Source organism: Brevundimonas pishanensis, assembly GCF_022750635.1.
In the GTDB taxonomy this organism is placed as follows: Bacteria; Pseudomonadota; Alphaproteobacteria; order Caulobacterales; family Caulobacteraceae; genus Brevundimonas; species Brevundimonas pishanensis.
Window position 1 is genome coordinate 93415 of sequence record NZ_JAJKBG010000006.1, and the last position, 23965, is coordinate 117379.

At 63.1% G+C, this 23965-nt stretch carries 18 protein-coding genes; 14 read left to right on the plus strand and 4 right to left on the minus strand.

The window, feature by feature from the left end; all coding sequences use genetic code 11:
- Window positions 1-277 precede the first annotated feature (277 nt).
- The 6 genes from ggt to LOX95_RS12320 all read left to right on the plus strand — a co-directional run bounded on the left by ggt (window position 278) and on the right by LOX95_RS12320 (window position 9136).
- Entirely contained in the window at window positions 278-2017 is a 1740-nt protein-coding gene (gene ggt, locus LOX95_RS12295; protein ID WP_242915028.1) for a gamma-glutamyltransferase, read from the plus strand.
- Window positions 2018-2117: 100 nt separating this feature from the next.
- On the plus strand, window positions 2118-4556 hold the full coding sequence (locus tag LOX95_RS12300) for a zinc-dependent metalloprotease (protein ID WP_242915030.1): 2439 nt from the start codon (window positions 2118-2120) through the stop codon (window positions 4554-4556).
- Window positions 4557-4712: 156 nt separating this feature from the next.
- Window positions 4713-6476 carry a copper resistance system multicopper oxidase gene (locus LOX95_RS12305; RefSeq protein WP_242915032.1) on the plus strand — a complete coding sequence of 588 codons (1764 nt, stop codon included), beginning with the start codon at window positions 4713-4715 and terminating at the stop codon, window positions 6474-6476.
- Window positions 6473-7579, plus strand: coding sequence for a copper resistance protein B (locus tag LOX95_RS12310; RefSeq protein ID WP_242915034.1), 1107 nt, complete (start codon window positions 6473-6475; stop codon window positions 7577-7579). Before LOX95_RS12305 ends, LOX95_RS12310 begins: the two co-directional genes overlap by 4 nt.
- A gap of 88 nt (window positions 7580-7667) precedes the next feature.
- The gene (locus tag LOX95_RS12315; protein ID WP_242915036.1) at window positions 7668-8720 is read left to right on the plus strand and encodes an ankyrin repeat domain-containing protein; all 1053 of its coding nucleotides are present in this window, start codon (window positions 7668-7670) and stop codon (window positions 8718-8720) included.
- Window positions 8721-8788: 68 nt separating this feature from the next.
- Entirely contained in the window at window positions 8789-9136 is a 348-nt protein-coding gene (locus LOX95_RS12320) for a hypothetical protein (protein ID WP_242915038.1), read from the plus strand.
- On the opposite strand, the gene LOX95_RS12325 is transcribed toward LOX95_RS12320, so the two are convergent.
- Window positions 9120-9998, minus strand: a complete 879-nt coding sequence (locus tag LOX95_RS12325; RefSeq protein ID WP_242915040.1) for a LysR family transcriptional regulator — start codon at window positions 9996-9998, stop codon at window positions 9120-9122. The genes LOX95_RS12320 and LOX95_RS12325 overlap by 17 nt on opposite strands.
- Window positions 9999-10132: 134 nt before the next feature.
- Here LOX95_RS12325 and LOX95_RS12330 point away from each other — a divergent pair, with 134 nt between their 5' ends.
- From LOX95_RS12330 to LOX95_RS12360, 7 genes are all read left to right on the plus strand, one after another.
- Window positions 10133-11635: a CoA-acylating methylmalonate-semialdehyde dehydrogenase gene (locus tag LOX95_RS12330; RefSeq protein ID WP_242915042.1), complete on the plus strand. Its 1503-nt coding sequence runs from the start codon at window positions 10133-10135 to the stop codon at window positions 11633-11635.
- Window positions 11636-11644: 9 nt separating this feature from the next.
- Complete coding sequence (locus LOX95_RS12335) at window positions 11645-11881, plus strand: hypothetical protein (protein WP_242915044.1); 237 nt, start codon at window positions 11645-11647, stop codon at window positions 11879-11881.
- Window positions 11866-13005, plus strand: coding sequence for an isobutyryl-CoA dehydrogenase (locus tag LOX95_RS12340; RefSeq protein WP_242915046.1), 1140 nt, complete (start codon window positions 11866-11868; stop codon window positions 13003-13005). Before LOX95_RS12335 ends, LOX95_RS12340 begins: the two co-directional genes overlap by 16 nt.
- Window positions 13006-13095: 90 nt before the next feature.
- A complete protein-coding gene (locus LOX95_RS12345; protein ID WP_242915048.1) occupies window positions 13096-13638 on the plus strand; it encodes a hypothetical protein in 543 nt (180 codons plus the stop codon).
- Between the two features lie 18 nt (window positions 13639-13656).
- Window positions 13657-14706: an enoyl-CoA hydratase/isomerase family protein gene (locus LOX95_RS12350; protein ID WP_242915050.1), complete on the plus strand. Its 1050-nt coding sequence runs from the start codon at window positions 13657-13659 to the stop codon at window positions 14704-14706.
- Window positions 14707-14738: 32 nt separating this feature from the next.
- Window positions 14739-15635 carry a 3-hydroxyisobutyrate dehydrogenase gene (gene mmsB / locus LOX95_RS12355; protein ID WP_242915052.1) on the plus strand — a complete coding sequence of 299 codons (897 nt, stop codon included), beginning with the start codon at window positions 14739-14741 and terminating at the stop codon, window positions 15633-15635.
- Between the two features lie 105 nt (window positions 15636-15740).
- Window positions 15741-16289, plus strand: coding sequence for a pseudouridine synthase (locus LOX95_RS12360; protein WP_242915054.1), 549 nt, complete (start codon window positions 15741-15743; stop codon window positions 16287-16289).
- A gap of 71 nt (window positions 16290-16360) precedes the next feature.
- Here LOX95_RS12360 and acs read toward each other — a convergent pair whose 3' ends face one another.
- Both acs and LOX95_RS12370 read right to left on the minus strand, forming a co-directional pair.
- The gene (acs, locus tag LOX95_RS12365; RefSeq protein WP_345791455.1) at window positions 16361-18298 is read right to left on the minus strand and encodes an acetate--CoA ligase; all 1938 of its coding nucleotides are present in this window, start codon (window positions 18296-18298) and stop codon (window positions 16361-16363) included.
- A 59-nt stretch (window positions 18299-18357) separates the two neighbouring features.
- Window positions 18358-19713: a DcaP family trimeric outer membrane transporter gene (locus tag LOX95_RS12370; protein WP_242915056.1), complete on the minus strand. Its 1356-nt coding sequence runs from the start codon at window positions 19711-19713 to the stop codon at window positions 18358-18360.
- 169 nt (window positions 19714-19882) lie between these two features.
- Between LOX95_RS12370 and LOX95_RS12375 the strand changes: the two genes are divergently transcribed.
- Window positions 19883-20500 carry a response regulator transcription factor gene (locus LOX95_RS12375; RefSeq protein ID WP_242915058.1) on the plus strand — a complete coding sequence of 206 codons (618 nt, stop codon included), beginning with the start codon at window positions 19883-19885 and terminating at the stop codon, window positions 20498-20500.
- A gap of 7 nt (window positions 20501-20507) precedes the next feature.
- On the opposite strand, the gene LOX95_RS12380 is transcribed toward LOX95_RS12375, so the two are convergent.
- A complete protein-coding gene (locus LOX95_RS12380; RefSeq protein WP_242915144.1) occupies window positions 20508-23882 on the minus strand; it encodes a hybrid sensor histidine kinase/response regulator in 3375 nt (1124 codons plus the stop codon).
- Window positions 23883-23965: the final 83 nt, after the last annotated feature.

Genomic DNA, 23965 nt, shown 5'->3' on the forward strand with positions numbered 1-23965 from the left:
TTGCGACCGGAACGGGCAGGCAAAGTGCTTCAGGCAAGTTGTCGCAGTCCTTAGACGTCTAGGCAACCGTATAGCGGCGTGATTTTGCCGAGATAACGCCACTCTATGACGCCGTTATCTAAAAAACGCTTGTTAATCGGGGTTTTTTGGAATGCTATCGCTCTGAAGCGGTTTGGAATTGTGTCATTCCGTTGCGCATTAGTGACGCTTTCTATGCGTCCAGGTGTTTAAATTGTGGCCTTGACCGTGAATTTTTGCGGACTTGGGGGGAGCGAGCATGTTGCGTCGACGTATGAATCTTTGGGCTGCGGCCTCAATTGCGGCCTTGATCGGCTGCACTCCGGCACTGGCCCAGCAGGCGACGGTCCATCCGGGCGCGGGCAGTGGCGGCGATATCGTCAACTATGGCCAGATCCACAATCCGGTCATCGGTCGTGATGGTATGGTGGTCAGCCAAAGCGATCTGGCGACGCGCGTCGGTGTCGAGATTCTGGCCAAGGGCGGCAATGCGGTGGACGCCGCGCTGGCCGTCGGCTTTGCCGAAGCCGTGACCCTGCCGCGCGCAGGCAACATCGGTGGCTCGGGCTATATGGTCATCCATATGGCCGCAACGCCGGATCGTCCGGCCGCCGACATCGCCATCAACTATTACGGCACGGCCCCGTCGGCCCTGACGTCGCAGACCCTGCTGGGGCCGGATGGCAAACAGGATCGCACCACGCCCTCGGGCATGCGCAATGTCGCTGTTCCGGGCACGGTCATGGGCTTCTGGGAAGCGCACAAACGCTTTGGCTCCATGTCGTGGTCGGACCTGATCCAGCCTGCGATCAAACTGGCCGAGGAAGGCTATGTCCTGACCGACGGCGAGGCCGATGCCACGGCAGGTCGCGCCCGCGTTCTGGCCCGCGATCAGGGTGCCGCCGAAGCCTATCTGAAGGCTGATGGCACGCCCTATCAGGTGGGCGAAGTCTTCCGTCAGCCCCTGCTGGCCGAGAGCCTGCGCAAGGTCGCTGCGGGTGGCGCGGACGAGTTCTACAAGGGCGCGCTGGCCCGTCAGATTGTGGACGGTATTCAGGCCGGTGGCGGGCTGATCACCATGGAAGACATGGCCAACTATCGCGCCATCGTCTCGGAGCCGATCTGGGGTTCGTATCGCGGCAACCGCATCGCCTACATGCCGCCCACGGCCTCGGGCGTCAGCGTCGCTCAGGCGCTGAACATGCTGGAGCACTATGATCTGGCCAAGATGGGCTGGGGCAGTGTCGACAGCCTGCACCTGATTTCCGAGGTCATGAAGGTGGTCAATCACGACCGCCGTCTGGTCGGTGGCGATCCGCAATGGGCGACCCCTGCCAATGGTCTGGCCAGTAAGGGCTTTGCCGAAGAGCGCGTGAAGTTGGTGTCTCTGGAGACGACGCTGGACGGCTCGAACCTGCCGGACGGCAACCCGTATCCGTACGAGAGCCAGGACACGACCCACTATTCGGTGGCGGACAAGTTCGGTAACGCCGCATCGGTCACCTATACCCTGTCCAACTCCTACGGCGCGCACGTCGCTCCGGTGGGGACGGGCATCTTGCTGAACAACCACGTCGACAACTTCTCATGGGGCACCGACGGGATGCCGAACTCTCCGGCACCGGGCAAGCGTCTGGGCTCGACCATCACGCCGATGATCGTGTTCAAGGATGACAAGCCGTGGCTGGTCACCGGAACGCCGGGTGGCGGCTATATCATCGCCACCATGGTTCAACTGGTCTCCAACGTCATCGACCACAAGCTGAACGTCGCCGAGGCGGCCATGCGGCCGCGCATCAACCAAGGCTGGGGTGGCGCTCCGCTTGAGTTGGAAGGCGGCTTCTCGCCGGACGTCGAGCGCCTGTTGCAACAGCGCGGTCACCAGACCCGCCCGTCGATGACTATGGGATCGACCCAGTCGATCATGATCGAGGGCGACACCTTCTACGGGGCTGCCGATACCCGCAGGCCGGATGCTTCGGCAGCCGGCGTGCGTTAAATAAAGGTCACGATCAGGCCCGGCCCTTGCGCCGGGCCTTTTCTTATTGGACGACAGGTCAGGGGCGGCGTCTGAGGGGGCGCTGTCGAGGATGGGGAATATGGTTTTGCGCAAGGTTTTGATGGGCGGCGCGGCTGCTCTGGTTCTGGCGACGGCTTTCGCTCCGGCGGCGTTTGCCCAGACGACACCTGTGGCGGTGACTACGGCGGCGTGGCAGGACGGTCTGTTCGGCGTGCGTCTCGATGCCCAGCGCGGCAAGGTCACGGCCCGCTTTGGAGCGCCCGACGAGCGCGGCATTATCGGCCGTTATCTCTATCAACCCGGCATCTCCGCGGGCATCGGCATGGATGGCACGGGCCTTGATCGCTCGGCACTTGGCGAGGCGCAGGTGGTGGCGTTCAGCATCGTCGGCAACCGCGTCTATGCCCGTTTCGAGAACAACACCTACCGCGCAGTCGGGGCCAGTGCCGACGAACAAAACGCCGTCGCGGCCAGCTTTGCGACTTCCATCGTCTGGTCCGGTGAAGTGGCCGAGCGCCACGCTGACGGCAGCATCAGCGCCGACCTGTCGGGCTTCCTCGAGCGTGATGCCGTCAACGTTGCGGCACGTCTGAAGAATACCCGTCAGGGCAGCTATAAGCTGGCTCCGAACCTGTCCTATCTCGAAGCGGGCGAGACGCTGGTCTTCCCCGACAACATCGAGTTCCAGACGGTCCAGACCTTCACCTCTGACGAGCCGGCCAATTCGATCAATCGCGTAGCGCCCGATGGCCGCTCGCTGTCGTTGGCGATCCGTCACAGCTTCATCCGCCTCCCTGACGACGGCTTTGAAACGGTGCCGCACGACCCGCGCTCGGGGACATCCGCCCAGACCCTGTTAGTAGACTTTGCTGCCGATCTGGAAGAGCCGGTGGTGCGCCGACTGGCCCGTCGCTTCCGTCTGGAAAAGACCGATCCGACGGCGGAACGCTCGACCGTCAAAAAGCCCATCGTCTTCTATGTAGACCGCGCCGCCCCGGTGCCGATCCGCGAGGCTCTGATCGAGGGCGGCAACTGGTGGAAATCGGCCTTCGACAAGGCAGGCTATATCGATGCCTTCCGTGTCGAGGTCCTGCCCGAAGGGGCGCATCCGATGGATGCCCGCTACAACATCATCGCCTGGGTTCACCGCGAGACCCGCGGCTGGTCCACCGGCACGAGTGTCAACGATCCCCGCACGGGCGAGATCGTGCGCGGCGTGGTGCAGCTAGGCTCGCTGCGCGACCGTCAGGACAAGATGATCTTTGAAGGCCTGCTGGGTGCGGACAAGTCGGGCACGGGCCGTTTCGATGATCCGGACCAACTGGCCTATCACCGCCTGCGTCACCTGTCGGCGCACGAGATCGGTCATGCGTTGGGCCTGTCGCACAACTTTGCCGCCTCGCGATATGAAGGCCGCGCCTCGGTGCTGGACTACCCCGCGCCGTGGGTGATTGCCCGTAATGGCGAACTGGACGTCTCCAATGCCTATTCGACGGGCGTTGGCGCGTGGGACGACTATACGGTCAACTGGCTCTACGGCGACCGCGCAGGCGTTGATCCCGTTGCCCGCCGCGCTGCGCTGGCCGCCGAGGCGCAGGCCAAGGGCTATCGCTTCGTCAATGACAGCGACACCCGCCCGCTGGGTTCGCTGCAACCCTATGGGGCCATGTGGGACAATGGCGAAGACCCTGTGGCGGAACTGGCCAATGTGATGGAGGTGCGCCGCATCGCCCTGTCGCGGTTCGGTTTGAACAACCTGCCTGACGGTGCGCCCGCTGCGGACCTTCGCCGCGTGATCGTCCCGATCTACCTCTATCACCGCTATCAGACGACGGCGGTGGCCCGACAGATTGCGGGACTTGATTACAGCTATGCGGTCAAAGGCGACGGTTTCGAGAGCGCCAAATCCGTACCTGCGGATGTCCAGCGTGCGGCGCTCTCCTCGCTGATGGGCGTACTGGCTCCGGCCCAACTCGATCTGCGCGACGACCTGCTCGACCTGCTGTCATCGGCCCAGTCGGGTTCGGGCGACCGCCAGTTCGGTATCGAGCTGTTCGAGGGCCGCGTCGGCGGCGCGTTCGATCCGACCAATGCCGCAAGCGCCGTGGCCGAGACGGTGTTTGAAACCTTGTTGGCTCCTGAACGTCTGAACCAGTTGGTCGAGCAGAACCGTCGTGATCCGTCGCAGCTGTCGCTGACCGAAATGCTGGACCGACTGCAATCCGAACTGACAGGCAGTGCCTCGCTCAGCCCGCGTCAGGCCGAACTGCGCCGCGTCGTGCGCAGTCGCTATGCGTCCTATCTGGCCAAGCTGTCGGACGGTCACGCCCTGACCCCGACCGCCAAGGCTGCTGTGCTGGATGCGGGCAAGGCCTTTGGCGAGGCGTTGAAGCGCACGCGCGGGGATAGGCTTGAAACAGCACATGCCCGTTATCTGGCAGATATTCTGACGGGTGAAGTGGCGGGGTGGTCAGTGTTGAAGGTGGATCAGGCCGTGCCACCGGGCGCACCGATCTAGGCCTGCGACATAGGGTCTGACGCGACGTGTGATTTCGGGCACCGGAGCGATCCGGTGCCCGTTTTGCACTATGTCCCGCTTGACGGATGACCCCGATATCCCGCTAGGAACGCAAGGCGAGTTCACCGTCCCACGCTCGCGTCTGGATTGTACCCGATGAGTTCTCGTCCCTTTGATCGCCGACGCCTGCTGCAAGGCATGACCGCAGGAGCGGGCTTGGCTGCTGCGTCGTCGGCGTTTCCAGCGTGGGCACAGAGCGGGACGGCTGGCACCGTGCCGCAGATGCCGACGCTAGGCGGCGATGACATCAAGCTGACGGTCGGCCATGCGGGCGTGAATGTCGGTGGTCGCACGGGCCATGCGGTGACGATCAACGGCACCATGCCCGCGCCGCTGATCCGTTTGCGCGAAGGGCAAAGGGCGCGGATTTCGGTCACCAACACTCTGGACGAAGATACCTCCATCCACTGGCACGGCCTGTTGCTGCCATTCCAGATGGACGGCGTTCCGGGCATCAGTTTCCCCGGCATCCGCCCGAACGAAACGTTTGTGTTCGAGTTTCCGGTGATCCAGTCGGGCACCTATTGGTACCACAGCCACTCGAACATGCAGGAAGCCATGGGCATGTTCGGGCCGATCGTGATTGATCCGGCGGGCACTGATCCGGTCGGCTATGACCGCGAGCACGTGCTGGTCCTGTCGGACTGGAGCTTCCTGCATCCGCACGAAATCCTGCAAAAGCTGAAGAAGAGCCCCGGCTATTTCAACCAACAGAAGACGACGCTGGCGGGCCTGATCTCGGGCGAGGACGGTGTGTCGGCATCGGAGCGCCGGATGTGGGGCGCGATGCGGATGGACCCGCGCGACATCCTCGACGTCAACGGCACCACCTATACTTATCTGGTGAACGGCCACGGGCCGGACGAGAACTGGACCGGACTTTTCCAAGCGGGCGAGCGGGTGCGGCTGCGCATCATCAACGCCTCGGCCATGTCGATCTTCAACGTCCGCATCCCCGGTCTGGCGATGACGGTGGTTCAGGCTGATGGCGAAAACGTCCGACCCGTCGAGGTGGACGAGTTCCAGATTTCGGTGGCCGAAACCTATGACGTCATCGTCCGCCCGACAGGTGACCGCGCCTATACGGTGGTGGCCGAGGCGATGGACCGCTCGGGTATGGCCCGCGCCACGCTGGCCCCGCGTATTGGTATGGCCGCAGAGATACCGCCCCTTCGCAAAGTGCCGACCCTGACCATGCGCGATATGGGCATGGGCGGCATGGACCATTCCGGCATGGACCACGCCGCCATGGGCCACGACATGGGGTCAGCCGCTGCACCGATGGATCATTCCGCTGGGGCCATGCGCGATCCGGCCAACGCGCCCGACGGTATGGCGGTGGGTGTCGGCGTCGATATGATCTCGCCCAATCCGGTAAACCGCATGGGCGACCGTCCGCTGGGGCTGCAGGACGTGGATCACCGCGTGCTGCTCTACACTGATCTCGTATCCTTGCGCCCGAACAAGGACCCAAGGCCGCCCGCGCGGACGCTGGAAGTCCACCTGACCGGAAATATGGAACGGTTCATGTGGGGCTTCGACGGGCGTAAATTCAGCGAACTGGTCGAGCCGATCCGATTCGAGCGAGACGAGCGCGTGCGGGTCAAGCTGGTGAACGACACCATGATGGTCCACCCCATCCACCTGCACGGCCATTTCTTCGAACTGGTGAACGGCGCACCGCAAGGCCATCAGCCGTTGAAACACACCGTCAGCGTCATGCCGGGCGGTACCGCTAGCTTTGACCTGACCGCCGATGCGCCGGGGGACTGGGCGTTCCACTGTCACCTGCTCATGCACATGCACAGCGGCATGTTCAACGTCGTGACCGTGCGCCCGCTGGACGGAGAGGTCGCATGATCCGCGCCGCATTGATCGCTACGCCCATGCTACTGGTCGCCGGTGTGGCCTCGGCTCAGGACAGCCACGCCCATCATCACCCCCAGCCGCAGCAACCGCCCGCCAAGGTGGCTGACCCCCACGCGGGGCACACAATGCCAGCGCCGACGGCTGATCCGCATGCGGGGCACATAATGCCAGCGCCGGCGGCGGACCCCCATGCGGGACACACCATGCCAGCGCCGACGGCTGATCCCCATGCGGGGCACACCATGCCACCACCGACGGCTGATCCTCACGCGGGGCACACCATGCCAGCGCCAGCCGCTGATCCGCATGCAGGCCACGTCACGCCGACCCCACGCGTGGACCCGCCTGTCGTCGGACCGTCAGCAGCGGCGCTGTCAGGCCCTGCCCACGCTGCGGATCGCTATTTCGATCCCGCGGACATGGCCAAGTCCCGAGCGGTCATCGCCCATGAGAACGGGGCCATGCCCACGACGGCGCTGTTCATCGACAAGCTGGAATATTCCGCAGGCGACGGACCCGACCACGGCGCGTGGAAAGTGCAAGGCTGGACCGGAGGCGACATCAACCGCCTGTGGCTCAAGACCGACGGCGAGTTCGACCTGAACGACGGCGTCGAGGCTGCGGGCGTGGAACTGCTCTACAGCCGTGCGGTCGCGCCGTTCTGGGATGTGCAGGCCGGTCTGCGTCAGGACTATTCCCGGGACAGCTCCGACCCTACGTCACTGGTGTTGGCGGTGCAGGGGCTGGCACCCTATTGGTGGGAAACCTCGGCCAGCGTCTATATGTCCACCAAGGGGGATGTGACGGCGGAACTGGAAGCCGAGTACGACCAGCGCATTACCCAGAAGCTGATCCTGCAACCCGTCATCGGTGTGTCGCTGTCGGCGCAAGACATTCCCGAACGCCAGATCGGATCGGGGGTGTCGTCGATCGAGGCGGGCCTTCGTCTGCGGTATGAAATCCGCAAAGAGTTTGCGCCCTATGTCGGCGTCGACTGGAGCCGCGCTTTTGGCCAGACCCGCGACTGGCGCGAGGCATCCGGCAGTGACGCGTCCGAAACGCGTTTCGTCGTGGGCATCAAGGCATGGCTGTAAAGCGCCGCTAGGGAAACCTCGGTCAACGCCGGACGTTAGCATGGGACTGCCGCGTGCCTGCCGTAGCGTCCTGTAAAAAGCGAGTCGTATGCCCAAGCTCAAGATGACCCTCCCGCGTGCATTTAACGATCTGTTGGGCGAGGGGGGCGTCGAAGCGGTGAAGGTCGCGCTCGCGGCGTGTCATCCAGACGCTCGGGGCGGCTACACGAAGCAGACCGCCTTGGCCTTCAATCAACTGCCTGACGAGGTCGCGCTTTGGTTGATAGAGCGCGGAGCGGATATCGGGGCTCCGGATGGCTATGGCCTGACCCCGCTCCATTCACGAGCAGGGCATTTTCAAGGGTGCCTTGAAGTTCTGCTGGATAACGGTGCTGACCCCCTTCTGCCGGACAACAAGGGTGATACGCCTCTCCACAAGGCCGCAAACGTCGGCCATGCGGGTAATGTCACTCTATTGCTCGAACGTGGGGCGAACCCCGACACGACGAACCACGCGGGGCTGACGCCCCTAATGAAGGCGCTGGCAGAAAGCACCAATGCGTCGTTGGACACGCTTGCCGCAGTCGCAGAAGTGTTGGTCCCGCATCTGAACGGCGCAGTGCCGGACGAGGCCAAGACCCACGTCACGCGCATTGGCGAACGGTTCGAATTCTATCGTGCGGACTTCAACCCTGAGACCGTAGACGACGCCTCGGCGGGACTGGATCGCCTCTATGACCTGTTCGGGGTGCCGCCTGTTCCGCGTAGGCAGGTCTATGATGGCCGCTCGCCCATCGTCACCAAGGCAGACAACTGGGCCGATGCGCATGAAGAACTATGGGCGCTGCTGGTGCCGGGTAGTGGCGCGGCATCGACCGTACAGGGCGAGGTCATTCGTCTAAGCGGCAAAATCGCCCGCGAACTGGATAGCAATGGCGGCATCAACTGGGATGCCGATTTCAAAAAGATGGCCGATGCCCTGTTGGACTATTTCGCAGCGGGTACGCCCTTGCCGGAGGACAAGAAGGCCTCGGCCCGCGACGTCATTGCACAGGTCAAGCGCAAGGGCGGGGATACGGCGATCCTGTTCCAGCTGGCTGTGGACTGGGTGGCGCTGAACCCGACGCCCATCCCGCTCGGTAAGGTGGGGTACAGGCGCTAATCCGTCCGAGGTTCGCCCTTCACTCGTCAGACATTGAAGCCGATGGGAGAGCATGGTTCTATCGGGTCATGCTCTTTCGGCTATGCACGCTCGCCTATCTGATCGCCGCGATCGCATTTGTGGTCTGGGGCGATGCGCGTTTCAAAGCGCATAAGCGTCTTCCCATGCAGTGGAATGGGGCGCTGAAGCCGACATGGTCGCTGCCGCGTCGATGGGCCCTTCTGACATGCGCGGTCCTCGCAGGCATAGGTTTTCTTGCGGTGCTTCCGATCTTTGGTCCGCTGATGATGAAGGGCACAGACGTAGACATTGCTGGTGGGCTAGGTCTGTTCTTTCTCGTGACCGGCATCGGGGTGAACGGGCTGTACGCGGGCCTCCTGCTGCGATGGGACCGCAAGATCACGACAATGGATTGAGCCTGTCGTTCTGTTCTTCGCACAGCGTCCGGATCCAGCGGGTGACGGTGCGGATGCGGGCGGTGTCTGCGAGGTCAGCGGTGATGCTGAGCCAGAAGCGGCGTTGCAGGATCACATCGGGCAGGATGCGTGTCAGCCCGTCTGCCATAAAGCATGGCAGGACGCCGATAGCTCCGCCCGACGCGATAATCTCCTGCTGGGCGCGGATCGAGGACGAGGCCAGTTGGGCGTGAAGTCCGGTGGTGATCTCGTCCAGATAGTTCAGCTCGGGCGCATAGATGAGGTCTTCGACATAGCCGGTCATGGTGTGCTGGCTCAGGGCCGCAATCGACTGCGGTTCGCCATGTGCAGCGATGTATTTTGGTGCAGCATAGAGCGCCAGTTGATAGTCAGTCAGCGGCTCGGACACGAGGCGGCTGGCGTCGGGCTGGCTCAGCGTAATGGCCAGATCGACCTCGCGCCTCGTCGGCGACAGAAAGCCGGAGTTGGCCGCAAGCTCGATCCGCAAACCGCGTCCCTCGCGCAGCAGATCGGGCAGGGCAGGGGCGAGGATGGCTGTACCGAACCCTTCGGAGGCTGAAATGCGCACCGTGCCGCCCACGGTATCGGGGCGCACGGCCTGTTCGCCATCTGACAAAGCGCGTTCAGCCAGCTCGATAGACTTCAGAAACTGTGATCCCGCAGCGGTCAGTCGAAGGCCCGAACGGTCGCGCACCACCAATGTGGCCTTAAGCGCCGTCTCCAACCGCGCGATGCGGCGGCCTACGGTGGCGGCATCCATGCCCAGTCGGGTACTGGCACGACCCAGCGCGCCGGAACGCGCAGCCTCGGCAAAAACGCGAGCGTCATCCCAGTCAAACATCGGCTATCCCGCAAAATTGCATCATCGGCATTGCGTTTTTGCATTATCCCAAGCGCCGCTTGATTGATAGGACTGTCTCCAACGAACCGGCTCGATCCGGTCACCTCAGGAAACATCAGGAAGGGCGAGACGCTATGCGCGACATCAACCACTTCATCAGCGGCCAATCGTTTGTCGGGGCCTCTGGCCGTTATGGCGATGTGTTCGACCCCAATACCGGCGAGGTTCAGGCCCGCGTGCAACTGGCCACCGTGTCCGAAGTGGACCGCGCTGTGCAGGCCGCCCAGAACGCGTTCGAGAGCTGGTCCACGACCAACCCGCAACGCCGCGCCCGCGTGATGTTCGAGTTCAAGCGTCTGGTCGAGGCCAATATCGACGAACTGGCGGCGCTACTGTCGTCGGAGCACGGTAAGGTCATCGCTGACTCCAAGGGCGACATCCAGCGCGGTCTGGAAGTCATCGAGTTCGCCTGCGGCATCCCGCACGCCCAGAAGGGTGAGTACACCTTTGGTGCCGGTCCGGGCATCGACGTCTATTCCATGCGTATGCCGCTGGGCGTCGTGGCCGGTATCACCCCGTTCAACTTCCCCGGCATGATCCCGATGTGGATGTTCGGCGTCGCCATCGCCGTCGGTAACACCTTTGTTCTGAAGCCGTCGGAACGCGATCCGTCGCTGCCGATCCGTCTGGCCGAACTGATGATGGAGGCAGGGGCCCCCGAAGGCGTGCTCAACGTGATCCACGGTGACAAGGTGGCCGTCGATGCCATCCTCGAGCACCCGCTGGTTCACGCGGTCAGCTTCGTCGGCTCCTCGGACATCGCCCACTACGTCTATCAAAAGGGCGCGCAGAACCATAAGCGCGTTCAGGCCATGGGCGGCGCCAAGAACCACGGCATCGTGCTTCCTGACGCCGACATGGATCAGGTGATCAAGGACCTGACTGGCGCAGCCTTCGGTTCGGCTGGCGAGCGCTGCATGGCGCTGCCGGTGGTCGTTCCGGTTGGCCAGCGTACTGCCGACGAACTGCGCGAGCGTCTGGTCTCGGAAATCCCGACCCTGCGCGTCGGTGTCTCGACCGATAAGGACGCGCACTATGGTCCGGTGGTCACCCAGACCCACAAGGACCGCGTGGTTGGCTGGATCAACAAGGGCGTCGAGGAAGGTGCGGAACTGGTCGTCGACGGTCGCGAGTTCTCTCTGCAGGGCCACGAGAAGGGCTTCTTCATCGGCCCGTCGCTGTTCGACCATGTAAAGCCGGAAATGACGGCCTATCAGGAAGAGATCTTTGGTCCTGTGCTTCAGATCGTGCGTGCCGCCAGTTTTGAGGAAGCGCTGGCCCTGCCGTCGAACCACCAGTACGGCAACGGCGTCGCCATCTTCACACAGAACGGTCGCGCGGCGCGTGACTTTGCCGCCCGCGTGAACGTGGGCATGGTCGGCATCAATGTGCCGATCCCTGTGCCGGTCGCCTATCACACCTTCGGCGGCTGGAAGCGCTCGGCCTTTGGCGACATCAACCAGCACGGCATGGAAGGCGTCCGCTTCTGGACCAAGACCAAGACCGTGACCGCCCGCTTCCCTGACAGCGAGCTGGAGCACACGGACTCGTCCTTCGTCATCCCGACCATGAAGTAAGGCCTGACAATGAAGCCGGATCAGATAGACATCTTGCTTGATGATGCCTGTCGAGAACTCGGCTTCTGCCTGTCGCCTGACGCTATCGAACGTATTCGTGTGTTGCCAGAGATGACCGCTGCCCGTTTGGCTACTGAGGTAGTGAAAGAGGAACTTGGCTCTGCAGATGCCCGATGGGTCGCTGTGTTGAGCGATAGGTTTGCGGTCATTCTCGATCAAAGGAGATCAGATTGGACTTCCAACTGACCGAAGACCAGCGTGCCATCGAAGAGGCGGCCCGCACCTTTGCCGAGGCGGAACTGCTGCCGAACTCGGCCAAGTGGGACGAAGACAAACACTTCCCCCGCGACGTGCTGAAACAGGCCGCCGACATGGGCTTTGCCGGCATCTATGTCGGCGAGGAACACGGCGGCATGGGGCTTGGCCGTGTCGAGGCGGCGGTGATCTTTGAAGAGCTGTCGCGCGGTGATGTGGCCACGGCGGCCTTCATCTCGATCCACAACATGGCCTCGTGGATGATCGACAAGTTCGGCTCTGCTGAACTGCGCGAACGCTTCATCCCGTCGCTGGTGTCGATGGATAAAATCGCCAGCTACTGCCTGACCGAGCCGGGCTCTGGCTCGGACGCAGCGGCGCTGCGCACGACTGCTGTGCGTGACGGCGACCACTATGTCCTGAACGGCTCCAAGGCCTTCATCTCGGGCGCGGGTGCCTCCCACATCTACGTCGTCATGGTCCGTACCGGCGAAGAGGGTGCAAAGGGCATCTCGGCCATTGTTGTTGAAAACGGCACGGAAGGCCTGTCCTTCGGGGCCAATGAAAAGAAGATGGGCTGGAATGCCCAGCCGACAGCAGAGGTCGTTTTCGACAACTGCCGCGTGCCGGTCGCCAACCTGATCGGTACCGAGGGCGACGGTTTCAAATATGCGATGGCGGGTCTGGACGGAGGTCGTCTGAACATCGCGGCTTGCTCGCTGGGCGGGGCGCGCCTCGCTTTGGAAACCGCGCAGGAATACGTCGAGAGCCGCAAACAGTTCGGCAAGCTGATCGGCAGTTTCCAAAACACCCAGTTCAAACTGGCCGACATGGCGACCGATCTGGATGCCGCACGCCTGATGGTGCGTCGCGGCGCATGGGCCATCGACACGGGCCATCCCGAAAAGACCAAATGGTGTGCCATGGCCAAGCGTTTTGCCACCGATGCAGGCTTTTCGATCGCCGATGAAGCTCTCCAACTGCACGGCGGCTATGGCTATCTGAAGGACTATCCGCTGGAGCGCATCGTGCGCGATCTGCGCGTCCACCGCATTCTTGAAGGCACGAACGAGATCATGCGCGTGATCATCGCTCGGGAACTGACCAAGGCCTAAGTAATGACGGTCCGGTACGGCACTTCTGGTTTTCTGGCTCCAGATAGGGTTGTGTCGTCCGGACCGGACATTGCCACGAGGGAGGTATCCATGAGCGCACAGCCTGTCTCGCCCTTTGAAAAAGCCGTTATCGATCCCAATGCGCAGCTGTGGGAGACGTGGCGAGCCTTGGCCCAGATTTTCACCTTCAGGCGGATGGTCAGTCACCTGACGCGATCCAAATCGGGTTGGGGGATTTACACGGTCGATGTGGTGTCCACGCTGAAACACATGCCGATGGCGATCGAAGGCCAACAGATATTGGCAAGCCACAGCGACGGCGAACTTCTGCGCCTAAAGGCGTTGGCCGATCTCAATGCCCGCCGCAACGACTCCATCTGGAAGATGGCTGCCTTGATCTATGTGTCGGCTCCGTTGTCCTTGTTTCTGGCGGGCCTGCAGATTTCACCGGCCTATGTGAAGGAAGTCCTCAGGCTCGGCGGTGTCGGCTTTGTGATTTTCTTCTTCACGATGCTGGCCTCGCTGACGGTCTATTATTCCAACAACTGGCGCGCCCGTCAGATCGAGGCGCTCATTGAGCCGATTTTGATCGAGCGCGGCAATCTGTCGTTCGCAACGGTCAATCCGTCGTAAGTTTTGCGGGAGCACATAGTGTCCGAATCCGAAGTCCTCACCCGTATCGAGTCCGGCGTTGGCCGCATCACGCTGAACCGGCCCAAGGCGATCCACGCCCTGAACCGCGCCATGTGCGAGGCGATGATTGACGCCCTGGTCGCGTGGAAGTCGGATGACAGGGTCGCCTCGGTCCTTATCGACCACGCGGGCGAGCGCGGCTTCTGTGCGGGCGGCGACATCCGCATGATCGCCGAAAGCGGCGCAGGCGATGCCTCGGAAGCCGAGGCCTTTTTCCATACCGAATATCAGCTGAACAATCTGATGTTCGAATACCCCAAGCCGATCACGGCCATCGTGGACGGTATCGTCATGGGCGGCGGCGTGGGCATTTCCGAGCCTGCCGCTGTGCGCATCGCCACCGAGCGCACCACCTATGCCATGCCGGAAACGGGCATCGGCCTGTTCCCCGATGTGGGCGGCGGCTGGTTCCTGCCCCGCCTTCCGGGCCAGGCGGGCGTGTGGCTGGCGCTGACGGGCGCGCGTCTGAAGGCCGCCGATACGGTCGCTCTGGGCATCCACACCCACTATGTGGCGTCGGATGTCGTCGAGGCGCTGAAGGCCGACCTGCTGGCCAATCCGTCCGATCCCAAGGCCGTGGCTGATCGCGTATCGGGCGATGCGGGCGAGGCACCGCTGGCTGCGCATCGTGAGGCCATCGACCGCCTCTTTGCTTTCGACACGATTGAGGAAATCTTCGCGGCGCTGGAAGCCGATGGCTCCGAATGGGCACTGAAACAGCTGGCGACGCTGAAGACCAAGTCGCCGCAATCGCTGAAGGTTTCGCTTCGCCAAATCCGCGAGGGCGCGAAGATGGAGACCTTCGCCGACAACATGGCGATGGAATATGCGCTGGGTGGCCGCGTCGTCTCCACGCACGATTTCCAGGAGGGCGTCCGCGCCGTCATCATCGACAAGGACAACGCCCCTAACTGGCAACCCGCAGACATCGCGGGCGTCAGTGACGACATGATCGAGGCGCTGTTTGCCCCTCTGCCGCAAGACCAATCTTGGACGCCGCTGGCTTAATCAAGCGACGCCAACTCTAGGGAGTAACGACCATGACCAAGATCGCATTTATCGGCCTCGGCAATATGGGCGGCGGCATGGCTGCCAATCAGGCCAAGGCGGGCCACGAGGTCTTCGCCTTTGACCTGTCGGCCGATGCGTTGAAGCGCGCCGAGGCGGCAGGCTGCGAGCCTGTGAACTCGGTTGCCGATGCCGTAAAGGACGCCGAGGTGGTCATCACCATGCTGCCCGCGGGCCCGCATGTGTTGAAGGTCTATTCCGAACAGGTTCTGGGCGTGGCCCCGAAATCGGCGCTTCTGCTGGACTGCTCGACTATCGACGTGGAAACCGCTCGCAAGGTGGCTGCGCTCGCGACCGAGGCTGGCTACACCTTCGCCGACGCCCCCGTTTCGGGCGGCACGGCGGCGGCTGAGGCCGGAACTCTGGCCTTCATGGTCGGCTGTGACGAGGGGGTCTTTGCAAAGGTCGAGGCGGCGCTGGAGCCGATGAGCCGCATCACTATCCGCGCGGGCGACCATGGTGCGGGTCAGGCGGCCAAGATCTGCAACAACATGCTGCTGGGCATTTCGATGATCGGCACCTGCGAGGCCATCGCCCTTGCAGAAAAGCTGGGCCTCGACCCCGAGCGTTTCTTCGAGATCGCGTCCAAGTCGTCCGGCCAGTGCTGGAGCGTGACCAGCTACTATCCGTGGCCCGGCCCCGTGCCGACCGCCCCGTCCAACCGCAACTATGAAGGCGGCTTTGCCACCGCCATGATGCTCAAGGACCTGAAGCTGGCCCAAGATACCGCCGCCAAAGCCGGAGCCTCCACACCGCTCGCCGCCCAAGCCGAGGCCCTCTACGCCCTCTTCAACAACCTCGGCAACGGCCACCGCGACTTCTCAGCGATGCTGGAGATGCTGCGGGGCAGCCAGCCTAAAGCCCTGTAAATCGACAACAACGAAACCCCGAGCCTTCAGAAAGCTCGGGGTTTTGCGTATCTGAGGGACTACATTTGCTGAGGACGTCGCCCCGCCTTGGCGCTACAAGGCGGCATGACCCTTATCGTTTTTAACAAGCCGTTTGATGTGTTGAGCCAGTTCACCGACAAGGCGACGGAAGGCTCGGAGCGTCGGACGTTGTCCGATTTCATCGACGTGCCGAACGTCTATCCGGCGGGGCGTCTGGATCGGGACAGTGAGGGGCTGATGCTGCTGACCGACGACGGGCGGCTGCAGGCGCGGATTTCGGATCCGAAATACAAGACCAAGAAAACCTATCTGGCCCACGTCGAGGGCATCGCCACCGAAGAGCAGATGGAACAGCTGCGCCGTGGTGTGATGCTGAAGGACGGCATGACCCGTCCTGCCGAGGCCGAACTGATCGACGACCCCAACCTGTGGGAGCGCATCCCGCCGATCCGCGTGCGCAAGAGCGTGCCGGATAGCTGGATCAAGGTGACGATTGCCGAGGGCCGTAACCGTCAGGTGCGGCGTATGTGCGCGGCGGTGAACCTGCCGTGCCTTCGCCTCGTGCGCTGGAGCGTGGGCCGCTGGACGCTGGACGGCCTTGCCCCCGGCGAATGGATGGAAGTCGAGCGCTAGAAATGAAAAGCCCCGAACGGCTGGCGAACCGTTCGGGGCTTTTGCCGTTCAGGGCCTGAGCGGGGGACGGATCAGGCGGCTGCGCGGTTCTTGACCAGATCGTCCACCACGGACGGATCGGCGAGGGTTGAGGTATCGCCCAGAGCGCCGACCTCGTTCTCGGCGATCTTGCGCAGGATGCGGCGCATAATCTTGCCCGAACGGGTCTTGGGCAGGCCGGGGGCCCACTGGATTACATCGGGCGCGGCAATCGGGCCGATCTCGTTGCGCACGTGGGCAACGAGGGCCTTGCGCAGGTCCTCGGTCGGCTCGACACCAGCATTCAGCGTCACATAGGCATAGATGCCCTGACCCTTGATGTCGTGCGGGAAGCCGACGACGGCGGCCTCGGCCACATCGTCGTGCAGAACGAGGGCGCTTTCGACCTCGGCGGTGCCCATGCGGTGGCCCGACACATTGATCACGTCATCGACGCGGCCGGTGATCCAGTAATCGCCGTCCTCGTCACGGCGGCAGCCGTCACCGGTGAAATACTTGCCCGCATAGGTCGAGAAATAGGTTTCGAAGAAGCGCTGGTGGTCGCCATACACGGTGCGCATCTGGCCGGGCCAACTGTCGGTGATGCATAGGTTGCCCTCGGTCACGCCTTCCAGAACCTGACCCTCGGCATCGACGATCTGAAGCTCCACACCCGGTAGCGGCTTGGTGGCGGAGCCGGGCTTGAGGTCCGTCGCCCCCGGTAGCGGCGAGATCAGGATGCCGCCCGTCTCGGTCTGCCACCATGTGTCGACGATGGGCAGTTTGGAGTTACCGACGACTTCGTAATACCAGCGCCAAGCCTCGGGGTTGATCGGCTCGCCCACGGTGCCGAGCAGGCGCAAGGACGCGCGGCTGGATGACTTCACAGGCTCGTCGCCTTCCTTCATCAGGGCGCGAAGGGCGGTGGGGGCGGTGTAGAAGACGTTGACATTGTGTTTGTCGATGACTTCCCAGCAGCGCGACACGCTCGGATAGTTCGGCACGCCTTCGAACAGCAGCGTGGTGGCCGCATTCGAGAGCGGGCCGTAGACGCCGTAGGAGTGACCTGTCACCCAGCCCACATCGGCGGTGCACCAATAGACCTCGCCTGGGCGGTAATCGAACACATGCTGGTGCGTCCACGACGCCCAGACCAGATAGCCGCCGGTGGTGTGCAGCACGCCCTTGGGCTTACCCGTCGAACCCGAGGTATAGAGGATGAACAGCGGGTCCTCGGCGTTCATCGGCTCGGGCGGGCAGTCGGGGCTGGCAGCATCGACGGCCGTTTTCCAGTCGATGTCGCGGCCATCAACCATCGGAACGTCGGCGTCGGTGTGGCGCAGGACGAGGACCTTTTTGACCGACACCTTCTCCAGCGCCTTGTCGACATTGGCCTTCAGCGGGACCTTGCGGCCGCCGCGGCAGCCTTCGTTGGCGGTGATGACAAAGGTGCTTTCGCAGTCCTCGATCCGGCCCGCGATACTATCGGGTGAGAAGCCGCCGAAGATGACCGAGTGCACCGCGCCGATGCGCGCGCAGGCCAGCATGGCATAGGCCGCTTCGGGCACCATCGGCATGTACAGGGTGACGCGGTCGCCCTTCTTCACGCCCTCGGCCTTCAGCACATCGGCGAGGCGGCAGACCTGCTCATGCAGTTCGCCATAGGTGATCTTGCGGCTGTCGGTGGGCTCGTCGCCTTCCCAGATGATGGCGACCTCGTCCTTGCGGGCGGGCAGGTGGCGGTCGATGCAGTTGGCCGAGACGTTCAGCACACCGTCCTCGAACCATTTGATGCGGAAGTCGTCCTTGTTGAACGATACGTCCTTTATCTTGGTCGGGAAGGTCATCCAGTCCAGGCGTTTTGCGACCTTGGACCAATAGGCGACGGGATTGTCGCGTGCCTCCTTCCGCGCTGCTTCATAGGCTGCGGCGTCCATGTACGAACGGGCAGCGAGGTCACTGAATACTGGATAGATGAGCGGATCAGGCACGCGATAATTCCTCCGATGATATCCTGTCGGCCTCTGGTTTTTCCGAGGCCGTTCAGGACTTAAAAGCCGTATTTTGCGAACAAGGTCAGGCGGGTCATATCGCCTGATAGATTGTTCTCGAGCTTGCGTTCACCGAACATAAGTTCGGCCCCGACATCCAGACCCGCAAGCGGGGTGTAGATCAAGTTCCCGCGAACGCTGCTGGCAGACTTGGTGACGCCAAGTCCGGTCAGGGATGTCGGATTGTCGATGGACTGGTGGGCCAGCATCAGCGACGAGCGCCAGCCCGGCGACCAGATGTGACGATAGCCGACGTAGCCGCCGATCACGCCGATGGCTTCCAGATCGCCGTTGGCGTCCAGCACGGCGTCGTTGGACAGGTTCAAGCCCAGATAGCGCCCGATGCCTTCGCCGCCGGTCAGGACAAAACGGATGTCGTCCTGTGAGCCGACCTTGATCTTGCCCGTCGCCGACAGACCCCAGCCGAGGACCGAGCTGTCGATATTGGCCGCCGGATTTTCGTGACGCAGTTGGCGGACAAGTCCCGACATCTGGAACTCGCCCCACGGACGGGCGACCAGATAGCGCGCGACGATATCGGGCATCAGATTGTCGTCGGACACGATGCGCGTGCCGCCGCCGAACGGGGTAACGGTGGTCTCGGGGTTCTCGACGGCGATGGCGAACGGGCCGCGCGTATAGCGCACTTGCGGCTGGCGGACGATCAGTGAACCTTCGACCGGACCGACATAGTCGGCGGTTTCTGGCATGGTGTTCAGGTTGACGAAGGTCGTCCACTCCTGACCGATCAGCCAGTTATCCACCGTGACAAAGGCCCGTCGCAGGGCGGGCGTGGAGGGGTTGGTCGTGCGCTGGTCGCCGGTACCGGGCAGGGCCTGGAAATCCATTTCCAAGCGGGCGCCGACCTTGTGGCCTGAGACGTTGCCATCAGCCGTCAGCCAGAAACGCGACTGGCGGGCGCTAAACTCGCTCTCGGCCCCTTCGGATTGGCCGCCGACAGGGATGGATCCGGGGAGGTAGAAGTCGTGCAGGGTATCGCCAACCGGGGGCGACCCGTCCGAATAGTCGCTGATCTTGGCGTCGGCTTTGATGAAACCGCCGAAGTTCAGGGTCAGATCACCGACCTGAAATCCCTTGGCGGGTGCGGCGGCAGGACGGGCGACCGGAGCAGGCGGCGGGGCTTGCTGGATGCGGATGATATCATCGGCCAATGCTTGCGTGCGGACCTGCTGGCTGGCCTGATTTTCACGGATAGCGGCCTTCAACTCCCCCAGTTCGGCCTCAAGCTGGGCAATGCGGGCTTCGAGCGCGGCCGAGTTATCCTGAGCCGACGCAGACGTAGCAGTGAGGAGCGCAGCAAACGCCACGCCGCCCCAAAGGCGGTGGTAAGCCATGATTTTCCTCCCGGTCCTGTCTTTTTTTGCAGGTCCCGAAGGCACTTTTCCGCGTCACACTGGTTTCTGACATTAGCTAATGGTCTAATCTCGACCAAAGTAGAGACCTGTCATTCTGTCGCCATGACAGTCGGGCAGGTGTCTTCGACATTTGGATGGAAGGACGTTCATGGACCGTATCGTCGTCGCTGACGATCACCCCCTGTTCCGTGAAGCGCTTGTTTCGGCCGTGCGTAAAGCACGTCCCGAGGCAGGGGTGGTGGAATGCTCCAGCTTTGCGGAGGCTGACGCGGCCTTGGCAAAGGAGCCGGTGGATCTGTTGCTGCTGGACCTCAAACTCTCGGACGTCGAGGGTATGACGGGGCTCAATCTCGTTCGCGCCAACCATCCGGCCGTGCCGGTTGTGGTGGTCTCGGCCAGCGAGGAGCCTCACACGGTTCGCCGCACACTGGCCGTGGGCGCATCGGGGTTCATCCCCAAGTCCGCCTCGCTGGACACCATGGTCGAAGCCATCTCGCAGGTGCTGGATGGCGAGACCTGGGCACCGGACGTCGGCGAGGCCGAGGGCGAAGAGGCTGATCTGCAAAGCCGCATCGCCAGCCTGACCCCGTCCCAGATGCGTATTCTGGAAGGCCTCAAGGCCGGCCGTCTGAACAAGCAGATTGCCTATGACCTCGGTGTGACCGAGGCCACGATCAAGGCCCACCTGACCAGCGTGTTCCGCAAGCTGGGCGTGCAGAACCGCACGCAAGCGGTGATTCTTTCCCAGCAGATCGATCTGGGCTGACCGGCTTCTAGCCGTTCAGGAAGGCTTTCAGCGCCGCAGGTTTTACCGGCTTGGGCAACAGGACAGCACCGACTTCGGCTGCCTGTGCGCTCAAGCGGTCCTGCGTGGCTGCGGTAACCAGTGCGATACGGCGGATGTTCCGGGCCTTGAGCATCTTGATAAGCTCGAGCCCATCCGGTCCCGTTTCTCCCAGATGAAGATCGACCAGTGCGGCGTCGAACGGTCCAGGCAGTGCAAGCGCCTCTTGCGCAGAGTTGGCGATGGTCGGCACCGCTCCCCAACGTTTCAATAGGGCCTCGAGTGCGGCCGTGATCGGCTGTTCATTGTCCACACACAGCACGCGTTTGCCGTAGAGCGGGGTGCGCGAGGTCGCCACCGTATCGACAGGGGCCATCACAGCCTGGGTGCGTGGCGTGGAAATGCGGAATTGCGAACCGTGTCCCATGCGGGATTGCACCGACAGGGGATGCCCCAGAAGGTCGGCCAGACGCTGGGCAATGGCCAGACCCAGACCGGCGGCGGGCTCATCGACTGGTGCACCGGGCAGTCGCACAAACTCGCCAAAGATCTTGGCTCGCGCTTCGTCCGGAATACCGCGTCCGGTGTCGACGACGCAGATATCGACCCGCCCGCCCTTACGGCGCGCCCCGACAACAACGGCCCCCTTGTCGGTATAGCGTATGGCGTTGGCGACAAGGTTCTGGACCATGGAGCGGAGCAAATCGCGGTCGGTGGATATCCAGACCCGCGTCGGATGGACCCGCAACTTCAGGCCCTTGGCCTCGGCAATAGGGGTGAACTCGCGCGCGATGTCACTGAACAACTGGTTCAGGGCCAATGGTCCCACAGTGGGGTCGATACCGCCCGCCTCCAGCTTGGACAGGTTCAGCAAGGCGGTGAGCAGCCGGTGAGCGCTTTCAATCGAGCGGTCGGCATTGACGGCCAGTGTGTGGCTTTCGCTCTGTTCGACCTCGGGATCTTCGCGCAGGGCTCCGATGAAAAGGCGCGCCGCATGCAGGGGTTGCAACAGGTCGTGGCTGGCCGCGGCGAGGAAGCGGGTCTTGGAGGCGGTCGCGCGCTCGGCCATTTCGACGGCAGCCTTGAGCTGCGTCGTGCGCTCGGTGACGCGCGCTTCCAGTTGTTCGTTGGCCTCTTCCAACTGGCGGGCGGCGCGGCGCAGGTCCGTGATGTCGGTGTAGGAGGTGACATAGGCACCGCCCGGCAGAGGCTCGCCCACCACCCGCAGAACCCGGCCATCGCTGCCGACCCGCTCATGGAAGTGACGTTGGCGACGGGACAAGGCTTCAACGCGCCGCGAGACCCATGACTCGGTCGATTCAGAGCCGTGTTCGACCTCGCCATGTTCGGCGTTGTATCGATAGACATGGGCGATGGGCATGCCGACGTGGAGGAAGTCGTGAGGCAGGCCGAACATCTCCACGTAGGGGCGGTTCCACGCCACGACGCGCAGCTCTTCATCCACCACGGCCACGCCCTGATCGATGTTGTCCAGTGTCGTCAGCAGCAGTTGGCGGTTGAACTGAACCGCCTGCGAGGCTTCGTCCAGCATGCGCACCACGTCCTCGGGTGCGCGGCCACCGCCGGACAGGGCGGCCCCGATAACACGGCGTGCAGCCACAGCCCCCAGAGCGCCGGCCAACATACGTTCGGCCGCGCGCGCAAGGCTGGCGTCGGCAGGATCATGGGGGCGCAGTCTTACACCGGCTTCCTCGGCCCAGACCTGGAACGCGTTGTGGGCGCGGTCCTCGCCGATGAAGCGGGCGACGAGAACGCGCAGGTCTTCGACCGATGCGCCTGAAAGATGCCCCCGGGCCTCCAGCCACTCCGACCCCATGTGGTCTACAAAAGCGCGGGCCTGTACGCGGTCGATCAGGCCGGGGATGCTGGCGCGGGAAACCACCACATAGGTGAGAAGATTCAGCCCCAGAGACAGGAAGACGCCAGCGGCAAACGGGTCCTCAAGACCCATCAACTCGGGGACGTCGAGCAGCATCTGCGGTGCCAGTTGCGGCAGCGCCAGCATGAACAGCCACACCGTCATACCGACCCACAGACCCGCCATGGCGCCACGGGCATGACCGTTGCGCCAAAGCACGGCACCGAAGAGGGAAGGGGCCAATTGGGCCAGCGCCGCAAACGACACCAGACCCATGGCCGCCAGCCCGCGCGACTGGTCCATAGCCTGATAGTAGAGCCACGCCAGAAACAGGATGCCGATGATGGCTGCACGACGGATGTTCAGCACCATCTTGGCCACCGGCGTACCCGAACCTGTGCGAAGAGCACCGATCAGCGGCAAGACCAGATTGTTGGAGACCATGGCCGACAAGGCGACCGCTTCGATGATGACCATGGCCGTCGCGGCCGAGAAGCCGCCGACAAAGACGATAGAGGTCAATAGCGGCTGATGGCTCTGAAGCGGCAGGGCCAGCACCAGCAGGTCAGGGTTTGCGTCCGGAAACGCCAACCGTCCTGCAGCCACGAGCGGCAGAACGGCCAGCGAGGTAAGCAGCAGATAAAGCGGGAACAGCCATTGGGCTCTGCGTACTTCGCCCGGCTCGCCCCCTTCGACAAAGCCGACGTGGAACTGGCGCGGAAGGCAAAAGATCGCCAGCGTCGCCACAAGGGTAATCGCCCAGAAGCGGGCATTGCCTTCGGGCCATTCACTCAAGTCCCCCAGACCTTCGCGCAGCAAGGCTGGGCTGTGGTCAGCGTTCAGCAAGAGGATGACAGCAAAGGCTGCAGCGGCCAGCAGGGCCCCCATCTTCACGATGGACTCCACGCCAATCGCCTGGATCAGACCGCGGTTATGTTCCGTCAGGTCCGGACGGCGTGCGCCGAACAGAATGGCAAACCCCGCCAGAACGCCCGCGAGGATCAGAACAGCAAGGCTCTCGGAGCCGTGGATACCACTGTCCACATTGATCATCTCGCCGGCCATGGTCAGCGAGCGCAGTTGCAGGGCGATGTAGGGAAGCGATCCCAGAATGGCGACGATGGTTACCGATGCGCCCAGCACAGGGCTCTTGCCATATCGCGAGGAGAGAAAATCGGCCAGCGAGCCTGCGTTGGCCCGCTTGGCTGCAGACGCGATCCTGCGCCACAGCGGGAACAGCAGGGTCAGCCCCAGCGCCGGACCGATATAGATAGGCAGGTATTCCCAGCCGCTGCGCGCCGCCGTACCCACTGCCCCGTAATAGGTCCACGAGGTGCAGTAGATGGCCAGCGACAGCGAATACAGGCTGGGACCCAGCAGCCCCGAGCCCTTGGCCTTGATGTGCGGTCGCTCGTACCACCATGCGATGGCAAACAGGGTGGCCATATAGGCCGCCGTCATGACCAGTGTGATGAAGCTGAACATCACGGCATCTGTCCCCCGGACGGGTGGCACCACAAGGGGGCGGGTGCCCTAAAGTTGCATCGGCACACACAAAACGGGCGGAC